General features: G+C 39.1%; 8 protein-coding genes and 1 tRNA gene. 6 read left to right on the forward strand and 3 right to left on the reverse strand.

Going from position 1 to position 9,967, the window contains the following annotated elements:
• Window positions 1-12: 12 nt before the first annotated feature.
• Window positions 13-1,446: an asparagine--tRNA ligase gene (gene asnS / locus KK060_RS16835; RefSeq protein WP_254154936.1), complete on the reverse strand. Its 1,434-nt coding sequence runs from the start codon at window positions 1,444-1,446 to the stop codon at window positions 13-15.
• 289 nt (window positions 1,447-1,735) lie between these two features.
• Here asnS and rpoN point away from each other — a divergent pair, with 289 nt between their 5' ends.
• Complete coding sequence (gene rpoN, locus KK060_RS16840) at window positions 1,736-3,190, forward strand: RNA polymerase factor sigma-54 (RefSeq protein ID WP_254154937.1); 1,455 nt, start codon at window positions 1,736-1,738, stop codon at window positions 3,188-3,190.
• A gap of 10 nt (window positions 3,191-3,200) precedes the next feature.
• Window positions 3,201-3,821, forward strand: a complete 621-nt coding sequence (locus KK060_RS16845; protein WP_254154938.1) for a phosphatase PAP2 family protein — start codon at window positions 3,201-3,203, stop codon at window positions 3,819-3,821.
• A 20-nt stretch (window positions 3,822-3,841) separates the two neighbouring features.
• Here the strand turns inward: KK060_RS16845 and KK060_RS16850 are convergent, their stop codons facing one another.
• On the reverse strand, window positions 3,842-4,357 hold the full coding sequence (locus tag KK060_RS16850; RefSeq protein WP_254154939.1) for a superoxide dismutase family protein: 516 nt from the start codon (window positions 4,355-4,357) through the stop codon (window positions 3,842-3,844).
• Window positions 4,358-4,486: 129 nt separating this feature from the next.
• On the opposite strand from KK060_RS16850, the gene KK060_RS16855 reads away from it, so the two are divergent.
• Both KK060_RS16855 and KK060_RS16860 read left to right on the forward strand, forming a co-directional pair.
• Window positions 4,487-5,848, forward strand: coding sequence for an LPP20 family lipoprotein (locus KK060_RS16855; RefSeq protein ID WP_254154940.1), 1,362 nt, complete (start codon window positions 4,487-4,489; stop codon window positions 5,846-5,848).
• Between the two features lie 72 nt (window positions 5,849-5,920).
• Window positions 5,921-6,484 (forward strand): LPP20 family lipoprotein, encoded by a 564-nt coding sequence (locus tag KK060_RS16860; protein WP_254154941.1) that lies wholly within the window; start codon window positions 5,921-5,923, stop codon window positions 6,482-6,484.
• Window positions 6,485-6,745: 261 nt separating this feature from the next.
• Here the strand turns inward: KK060_RS16860 and KK060_RS16865 are convergent, their stop codons facing one another.
• Complete coding sequence (locus tag KK060_RS16865; protein WP_254154942.1) at window positions 6,746-7,516, reverse strand: outer membrane beta-barrel protein; 771 nt, start codon at window positions 7,514-7,516, stop codon at window positions 6,746-6,748.
• Between the two features lie 134 nt (window positions 7,517-7,650).
• On the opposite strand from KK060_RS16865, the gene KK060_RS16870 reads away from it, so the two are divergent.
• A tRNA-Arg gene (locus KK060_RS16870) sits at window positions 7,651-7,724 on the forward strand.
• Window positions 7,725-8,206: 482 nt separating this feature from the next.
• On the forward strand, window positions 8,207-9,967 hold a 1,761-nt coding region (locus KK060_RS16875), incomplete at its 3' end, for a hypothetical protein (protein ID WP_254154943.1).

Genomic DNA, 9,967 nt, shown 5'->3' on the forward strand with positions numbered 1-9,967 from the left:
AATGGTTGTTTTCTAAAATTCAGCATTACCTGGGAAACGTGGGTAAGGTATTACATCTCTGATGTTGGTCATTCCGGTAACAAATAAGATCAGACGCTCAAAACCAAGTCCAAATCCACTATGCGGGGCAGAGCCAAACCTGCGCAGGTCCATGTACCACCACAATTCTTTTTCAGGTAAGTTTAACTCCTGTACTCTTTTTAAAAGGCGCTCATAACGTTCTTCACGTTGTGAGCCACCAATAATTTCACCGATACCGGGGAACAATACATCCATTGCCGCAACTGTTTTGCCGTCTTCATTTTGTCTCATGTAGAAGGCTTTGATTTCTGCAGGGTAGTTGTATAGAATAACCGGTTTTTTAAAGTGCTTCTCAACAAGGAAACGCTCATGCTCAGACTGAAGATCTACACCCCATTGATCAATCAGGTATTGGAACTTCTTCTTTTTATTAGGGGTAGAGTTCTTTAATATTTCAATCGCTTCTGTATAGCTTAAGCGTTGGAAATCATTCTCCGATACAAATTTTAATCTGTCAAGCAGGCTAAGTTCACTCCGCTGGTCTTGTGGCTTGCTCTGCTCTTCTTCCTGGGCTCTCTTATTCAGGAACTCAAGATCTTCAGCACAGTGCTTTAGCGCATAACGTACCAAGTACTGCAAGAACTCCTGAGCCAGTTGCATGTTATCATTTATGTCATAAAAGGCCATCTCTGGTTCTATCATCCAGAACTCCGCGAGATGTCTGGTTGTGTTGGAGTTTTCCGCACGGAAGGTTGGCCCAAACGTGTAAATCTCACCTAGAGCCAACGCGTAAGTTTCTCCTTCAAGTTGTCCGGATACTGTAAGGTTTGTTTCTCTTCCAAAAAAGTCTTCCTTAAAGTCAACTTTTCCATCTTCCCCTTTAGGAGGGTTATTCGCATCAAGTGTTGTAACCCTAAACATGGCACCCGCGCCTTCAGCATCAGACCCTGTAATAATGGGGGTATGGATATAATAAAAACCGCGGTCGTTAAAGAACTTATGAATAGCATAAGCCATTGCATGACGAATGCGCATCACTGCACTGAACGTATTTGTCCTCGATCTTAAGTGCGCGATCTCACGTAATAACTCAAGAGAGTGCATCTTAGGCTGCAGCGGGAATTTTTCAGGATCACTATCCCCGAGAATCTCAACTTGTGCTGCCTTAATTTCAACAGTCTGCCCTTTGGCAGGAGAAGGTATTAATTCTCCTGTTACAGAAATACAAGCTCCCGTAGTAATCCTTTTCAGTAACGATTCTTCAGTATTATTAAAATCAACAACTGCCTGGATGTTTTGAATAGTAGAGCCATCATTTATGGCTATAAACTGATTGTTTCTGAATGTACGTACCCATCCCTGAACGGTAACTTGTTGTCCTTTTGGTTCTGTTACCAGCAATTGTTTGATTTTTATTCTTTTCATAACAGTTGTTCTGTTTACCTCTTTAAATAGTTAAGGAATACTGCTTAATTATTTAGGGATGGCAAAAAACGAAAAAACTTAATGATTTTCATAGTTTAATCCGTGATTGCTGGTAAAGAATCATTTCTAGCCCGGTATTTGTTTTAGGTAAGGAAAGCGTTTGAAAACCATTAGGATCCCCTCAAAATTGAACTTTGAGGCTGTTTATAGTGGTTTTATTAATGGAGTGATTTGATAACTTTGCGTTATCCTTTTATATTTTACCATAATAGAGAGATAAAATTTCGAGATGCAAAAACTGGGTTTAAGCCAATCATTACAACAAAAACTGTCGCCGCAACAGATACAGTTCATTAAGCTGTTGCAGGTTCCTACGGCAGAGCTGGAAACCCGGATCCAGGAGGAACTCGAAGTAAACCCAGCTCTTGAGCAGGGAGATGACCAGGAAGGACCTGAAGATGTTCAACCGCAGGAAGATTTTCAGGAACAGGAATCCTCAAAGGCAGATGAGGAAGTAGATATTAAAGATTATTTAGCCGACGACGATTACAGCGGCTATAAGATGCAAGGCGATGGAGACGATGACGAGGATAAGGAAATGCCCATCCCTATGTCTACCTCATTGCATGAGCAGCTAATGAGCCAACTTGATTTTCTCGGTCTTGAGGATAAACAGTACGTTATAGGAAAGCAATTGATAGGAAGCATAGAAAGCGATGGGTACATCAGGAGAGATCTTGATTCAATTGTAAATGATCTTGCCTTTTCTCAAGGCATTGATACTACACCTGAAGAAGTTGAAGCTGTTCTCAAAAAGATTCAGACTTTTGATCCACCAGGAATTGCAGCGCGGTCTTTGCAGGAGTGTCTTCTGCTTCAGCTCGACCGGATGGATAACGGTCACAATATCGATGTTGTAGTTGCCAAGAAGATCATTGAAGAATGTTTTGATGAATTCACTAAGAAACATTATCAGAAGATACAGAAGAAGCTAGATATAGAAGATGAGGAGTTTGTGAAAGATGCTCTTGAGCTGATAGTGAAGTTGAATCCGAAGCCAGGAGGAGGTAGCACAGTCACCATGGTTAAGAATCAATACCTTATTCCTGATTTTATTCTTTCCAATAATAATGGCAAACTTGAGTTAGCACTTAATAGTCGTAATGCACCTGAACTTCGCATTAGCCGTTCGTATTCAGAAATGTTTAAAGCTTACGATAAAAGTGATAAGCGCGATAAGAAACTAAAGGATGCTGTCTCTTTCGTTAAGCAAAAGCTTGATGCTGCAAAGTGGTTTATTGATGCAATAAAACAAAGACAACAAACCCTGCTTCGTACAATGAAAGCCATTGTTGACTTTCAGTACGACTTTTTCCTTGAGGGGGATGAGACAAAATTAAAACCAATGATCCTGAAAGATATAGCCAACATGATTAATATGGATATATCAACAGTTTCTCGGGTAGCAAGCAGTAAGAGTGTTCAGACTGATTTTGGTATCTATCCTTTGAAGTATTTCTTCTCCGAGGGCATTAGTACCGACTCAGGGGAAGAAGTAAGTAGCCGGGAAGTGAAGCAGATTATTAAAGATATTATCGATAAGGAAGATAAAGCAAAACCGCTGTCAGACGATAAGCTTGAGAAAATACTCAACGAAAAAGGTTACAACATAGCTCGCAGAACCGTTGCCAAATATCGTGAGCAGTTAAATATTCCCGTTGCACGTTTAAGAAAGGAGATCTAAGTTGAATACTTTGTCGCGCATTCTAGCATACGTTTTTCATCCTCTGCTCATAGCAACTTATTTGTTCTTTCTGCTTTCCAATTTACTTCCCACAGCGCTGGAGCCCATTCCTCCTGCATCGCATGATCTGTTTATAGGTCTTATTTTTATAGTTACTTTCCTGCTTCCGGTACTTAACATCGGCATACTTAAAGCATTTGGAACATTGAAGTCATTCGAAATGCAGGATAGAAAGGAGCGCATTATACCTTTCTTTTTAATTTCAATCATCTATGTCTGTATTACCTATCTTTTTTATACGAAAACCCGCATAAGTATTAACGACAATTTTTTGCGCCTCATGATCGTGATTGACCTGCTTGTTGTAGTATCAACCCTTGTCACATGTTTTGCAAAAATCAGTATTCATAGCGTTGCAGCCTGGGGGATTGTCGGTATTCTTATACTCTTAAATAAAATGACAGAAGTTAATACGTTGTTTTATCCTTCTATCATAGCAATTATTCTTACGGGATTTATTATGTCATCCCGTATACAGGTTGGTGCTCACTCTTTAAAAGAAGTATTATGGGGTAGTATCTTAGGGCTTGCAACCAGCATTACTTCAATGCTCGTGTTATTTCATTCTTAATCAGAAAAGACGTAAATGTATTATTCGCTCTTGCAGACCGCCATTGTACTTCTTCCCGAAGAAGCGTCAAGGGCTGCCTTTCCGATATTTCCTCCTGCAAGAATAATATCTTTATCAGGACCAGCTTCAGCAAGATGCACTTTAATGCAAGCATTCAGCTTTATTAATTGTTCATAGGTAATAGAAGTTTCGTCAGCAAGTTGTGTCAATAGTGTTTCACTTTTACCGGTTTTACCGGTTTTACCGGTTATCGGATTTAGTAATGCAGTGATATCAGCATCGGGAGCAGAAATGTTACCCAGGTGCAAGTGTACAGGATGCTTGGCATTTCCTTCTGTGCCTTGAAGATTCAGCACTATAAGAGTTGTACCGTCTTTCCTTTCTTTAAAGGTAACAGTTCCAGGGGTAGTGTATACGGAACCAGGACTTAATGCGTATACCACTTCATTTCCGGTTAAATCATTTGTTTCTGATTCGTTTTCCTGGCACGCAAGCATCGCAATTCCCAAAAAAATAGTACTTATTATTGTTCTCATCTTACATCCGTTTGTTTAAAGTTAAATAATATAGCCGAAAAGCAATAGTCAAAATCTTAAACCTGTTTTGTTTTCGTATTTTTGGCACAGATGTGGATTGTGAAACGCTAACCCCCAAACGTTTATTTTGTGAAGCGCATCTTTACCATTTTAATTTTCGTTGCAGCCTGCAGCCCTAAGGTACAACAACCAGATCCTGAGGCTTTGAAACCATCATGGCTTAAAACACAACCATTCCAAAGTGGCTATTATACTGGTATTGGTCATAGTGCTAAAGATGGCTCTAATAACTACATACAGTCTGCTAAGAAAAGTGCACTGGATGATCTTATTTCTCAAATAAAGGTAAATGTTTCAAGTACTTCCGTACTCAGCTTTATGGAGGCTGATAAGAAAGTTCAGGAGCAATACGAGCAGATTATCCAAACCACAGCTGCCGATGATATTGAAGAGTTCGAACTTGTTGATGCGTGGGAGGACGCGAGTAACTATTGGGTTTATTACCGACTTTCTATATCTAGGTACAAACAGATTAAGGAAGAGCAAAAGAGAAATGCAGTGACCTTGGCAACTGATTATTTCAGGAAAGCGCGACAATCAGAAGCACAAAACGAACATCTTCAAGCAGTAAGCTATTACTTTCAGGCATTCAGAAGTGTAGAAAAATATTTGGGAGAACCCATTCGTGTTAATATCGACGGGCAGGACATACTTCTTGTTAACGAAACCTATGCTTCAATACAACGTACATTAGACAAGATTAATGTAAAGGTAACACCCAGTGAGATAGTACTGAATCGTAGGGTTAAGCAGTCAGAACATGCAGTTATAGCAACTGCAATGTATAAAGATGGCCGGCCAGTAGCTAGCCTTCCATTAAAAGCAGAGTTTGAAAAGGGTGAAGGTGATATATTCCCTCAATTTAAAGCTGATGAAAAAGGATCTGCTAAGATTCTTATTAATAAAATAGGCTCAAAAGAAATAGAACAAATCATAGGGGTAAAAGTAGATGTTGATGCATTAAGCGGAACAAGCTCTTCACCTGTGTATGCCCTTATTGCCAAAACGTTAAATGTACCAAGGGCGCAGGTAATGCTGAAGGTACAAAGACCAGTAGTGTTTCTTTCTGCAGATGAAAAGATCTTTGGAAGTAATAAATCCAACTCTCAGATAACAAATAAGCTTAAGAATATACTTTCCAATAATGGATTTGAATTTACAGAGGATAAAAAGACAGCAGACCTATGGTTTGATGTAAAGGCTGATGCGGAAAAAGGCTCTGTGTCTGGAAGTATTCATATAACTTACCTTACCAGTGTTATTAAAGTAATGGCTCTTAAGGAAGAGAAAGAAATCTATAACACTACGTTGGATCGTGTGAAAGGCTACGGATTGGATTATGATAAGTCAAGTGTTGATGCATATAATAAAGCACTTGAAACACTCGAAAAGGAGAAGGTGAAAGAATTAATTGCTACCGTGCTCCAATAACGAATCACAATCAAAAAAAAAATTGGTACTTAAATTGTAACTAACTAATAAAACTTAATTGCTCACTAGATTATGAAAAATTTATCCTACTCATCTTTAATGTTAGCTGCACTAGCTGGTCTTTTTATGATTGGCTGTAAAAGCAAAGAGAAAGCTCCTAAAGGAGAAGTTGAAGTTGTAGTACCTTGCTCAGGACCAGATTATTTTACTACTTCTAAGTTTTTCCGTGCTAATTCAATTGGTGAAAGCCAGGACCAGGTAACATCAAAGAAAAAAGCTTTAACAAATGCACGTAACGAACTTGCACAAGCTATTCAAACAACTGTAAAAACAGTTACAGACAACTATGTTAACTCTCGTGAAATGAATAATAAAGAAGAAGTTGAGGAGCGCTTCGAGAGCCTTAATCGCGAAGTTGTAGATCAGACATTGTCTGGTATTGTAACTAAATGCGAGAAGTTAATGAGAACAGAACAAGGTACCTATAAGACATACGTAGCCATAGAACTTTCAGCTGATGACCTCGTGTCAAAATACAACGAGCGTTTATCAAAAGATGAGCGTTTGAAAATTGATTATGATTACGAAAAGTTCAAAGAGACTTTCGAGAAGGAAATGGAGAAGATGGGTAAGTAATTTATATTTCACCCCCGGCAAATAAAAGAGGAGGCTTGTTCTCCTCTTTTTATTTATAACTCCCTCCATAAAGGGAGTAATTCATATCGGATAGTTAGAATTTGAAGCCTCTTATGTAAAGCTAAATTTATCGCAGGCACTCATAATTTTAATTACCCAATAAAAAGATTTAGCGTCTTTGAAAGCTGCATATAAAATAAAAAGTCCTCGTATAGAGGACTTTCATCTGAAGTAAAATGTCAAATAATAAGTTGCTCGTGCTTAGAAGCTGATCAATGAAATGCCAATAGTATACGTTCCTGCTTCTGTAGCAAAAGGTCCTTTGTCTTTTTCGAACAATGGATTGAGATTATAATATCCAAAGAGATTAAAGTTACCAAAGTAAATTCTTAAGGAAGCACTATAGCGGATAGGTGAAAGGTTAAAATCTTGGTTATTCTTAAGTTTCTTCAACTCACCGTTTTCTTTGTATTTGATTTTCGTACCTGAACTTAAAAGATACCCTACACGACCTCCGATTCCTATTTTAAAGCTTCGGCTTGGATCTTCTGGCTTTAAACTAAATCTTAGTTCTAAAGGAATATCGAGGTAATTTAGGATCATCATCGATTTTTTGGTGGAGTAGCTGCTTGACCAATTAATCTGTCCCAGACTGTCAGCATCATAGATGACCGCAGCAGCGCTGGCAAACCTTGTATTTCCCTCAGCATCAAAAGCTAATGTCGGATTTTGAAGGCTTCCGGCTGAATTTAGTTTGAATCGCTCCATTCCAAGACCGATTCCTGGATGGAAGCTGAATTTAGACTTACCTATCCGCATGTCATATAGGTAATAAACGTTTATAGTACGTGATCCCCAGAAACCGTATTTCAGGTTCCCGATGCTCTCCGTTGTCCTGTTTATGCCGAGGTCAACGAGAAAAGTACCAGGGATGTCAGGACGGCCAGTCTTTTTAGGAGTTTCTGTAGTTTGGGCTTGAACCGTCAGTGACAAAACTGAAAGGAGCAATATGAACGGAAATTTTTGAATCATACCGTAATTTTTTCTTATAAACAGGCCCAAAAATAAGTTTTTTGTTGGCAGGGCCAAACCGTTTTATTTGGTTGAGTGAATTTATTCTTTACATTTGCAGTCCTAAAATTAATCGTACTCAACAACGATTAAACGCGCTCGTAGCTCAACTGAATAGAGCATCTGACTACGGATCAGAAGGTTTGGGGTTTGAATCCCTACGAGCGCACTAACAGGGTCCTGTTATTCTTGGATAACAGGACCTTTTGTTTTAGAGCAGTCCGGCTCATAGGGATCACGAGGGCCGTAGCGCATGGCTTAGCGTATGAGTAATCCCTACGAGCGCACTATCAAAATCCTGACAATAACGGCTGTCAGGATTTTTTATTTTATAGCATGGAAGATCATAAGGATCACGAGGGGTTGTGCGGCAAGGTTTGAGGGTATGAGCAATCCCTACGAGCGCACTATCAAAATCCTGACAATAACGGCTGTTAGGATTTTTTTTATTTCATAACATTGGAAGACCATAGGGATCACGAGTATTTTCTGCCGGTTTACCGTGAGTTACTTTACAATTACAGGATCATAAGCGAATAGTGACGGTTTAGCGAGAATACCTTTACCTTACTAACAATAAGAATTTTACTTAGGCCGCTTAAAAGAACTTAATCTTAAATTGCGCAGTTAACTCACTAATTTTGCCTTCTTATGAGTAATAACTTGCCTTCCAGTTCACCTATCGATCCAAAACAAATTCAAAAAGTCGAGGAAGCACATAGAGGCTTTCTTTATCAACATGTTTATGGTGTAGCTTGTCTTATCACGCTGAAGAGAAACGGAGCTAAAACGCTTGTTGTTAATAATGATGAGGATATAGATCTTATTTGGCCTGACAAAAGGCTCTACTTACATATAAAGACGTCCAGCAATCTGTTGCAATGGGATGATATAAAAGGATCAGTTGATAAATTTGAGAGTTTCCGAAAAGAACACGTTGAAGGAATCAGATCCGGGAATCCTCAATTTGTTATCATTACGAATGTCGAGTTAGACAACGGATTGACAACGAATGTGCAACATCCGTTTTGGCCGAAAGATATTGCAATACAAACTCCTAAGTCTAAAAAAGCTGATGACCACCTACCACCTGCCTGGCCAGATCTTATGCAAGGTCTCAAATGGTGTGCTGATAATGTCTCGGAAATGCCATTGGGTGCTACAGCTTCCGAAAAACTTGTATGGAAACTAACGTCAAGAATTCAGCATGCAGCCACTACTTCTAATAGACAGAATATTGAAGTCGAAGAAGTGTCTTCTCTTCTTGACCGGTTCGTCGTGCAATTGAAAAATCTTCCACAAGTACCGCAAAACTATAAGCTGCATCAAAATGAACCTTTGGTTCAATCAAATAATAAAATAAGGTTAATAAAAGGCGTTTCAGGTTCAGGAAAAACGGCATGGGCAGCACAAGCTTTTCTGCATATACCTGATGTGGGTGCATATTTTGATGTTAGCAACGTCCCAAAATCTGCCTTGGCAGGTTCTTTGGCGAGGGAACTTGCAGCTCAATTTTTAGGAAATAATGCCACAGGAACTGTTGCCTCAATCTTGAGTAATAAGTCTGGCATTGACATGTTAAGCGCTATAGACAATCATTTTGGTCAGGAAGAAATAAATGTAAATGTCTTTTTGGACAACGTTCATCTGCTAAAGGTAGATACCTTAAAAGCTTTAGTAGAAGTTACTCATAATATTAAGTTTACGCTTCTGGCACAGCCTTGGTCAGAGTTGAGCTTGCTTGAAACAACACTTGGTATTACATCTGAGGAACTGAAAGGTTGGACAACAGATATAATAGCTCAGGAATTTAAAAATGCCAAATGCTCTGTTAATACTGATGCGACTAAAGAAATTAAAGACCTTACACTTGGCTTACCGCTTTTTGTGAAAAATGCAGTACAGGTAATGGTAGGATCTTATAAGGGAAGCGCAAAATCATTCATCAACGAGATTACATCACGAAGCCAGATTCTGTCAAAAACTTTTAGGCAGCTTTCCCAGCAGGCTCAGCAGGTGATAGGTATCCTTAGTTTGGTGGACGTACCTCTTTCAGTTGCAGAAATTGATGAGATAAGCGAAGTGATAATAAAGGACAAAGGCCTCGTTTCTTCTTCGTTAAAAGAGTTGGATCGATATGGAATACTCGAACATTCCATAAGTGGCGAAATTAAACTACATGATATTTTCAGAGGGCTCGAACATGAGATCTTTCAAAAAACTCCTGGTTATGTTCGGATCCGTATAAAGCAAACTCTTGCAGAAGTGTTGCAGCGCTCCATGCCATCGAATTTGGGACGATTTGTCTTATGGATAAGATTGCTAGCTGAAACGGATCAGATTGATACCCTTGTTGACCTTGCTACCTTTGATTGGTTCCATGAAATGGGTGATCCTGGTACCCTGAAAAAT

It is taken from the genome of Chryseosolibacter indicum (genome assembly GCF_018598585.1).
In the GTDB taxonomy this organism is placed as follows: domain Bacteria; phylum Bacteroidota; class Bacteroidia; order Cytophagales; family Cyclobacteriaceae; genus Chryseosolibacter; species Chryseosolibacter indicus.

Excerpts from the sequence above, each read along its gene's own strand:
- KK060_RS16865 (WP_254154942.1), bottom strand. The coding sequence starts at position 7,516 with ATGATTCAAAAATTTCCGTTCATATTGCTCCTTTCAGTTTTGTCACTG.
- asnS (WP_254154936.1), bottom strand. The coding sequence starts at position 1,446 with ATGAAAAGAATAAAAATCAAACAATTGCTGGTAACAGAACCAAAAGGA.
- KK060_RS16850 (WP_254154939.1), bottom strand. The coding sequence starts at position 4,357 with ATGAGAACAATAATAAGTACTATTTTTTTGGGAATTGCGATGCTTGCG.
- KK060_RS16860 (WP_254154941.1), top strand. The coding sequence starts at position 5,921 with ATGAAAAATTTATCCTACTCATCTTTAATGTTAGCTGCACTAGCTGGT.
- rpoN (WP_254154937.1), top strand. The coding sequence starts at position 1,736 with ATGCAAAAACTGGGTTTAAGCCAATCATTACAACAAAAACTGTCGCCG.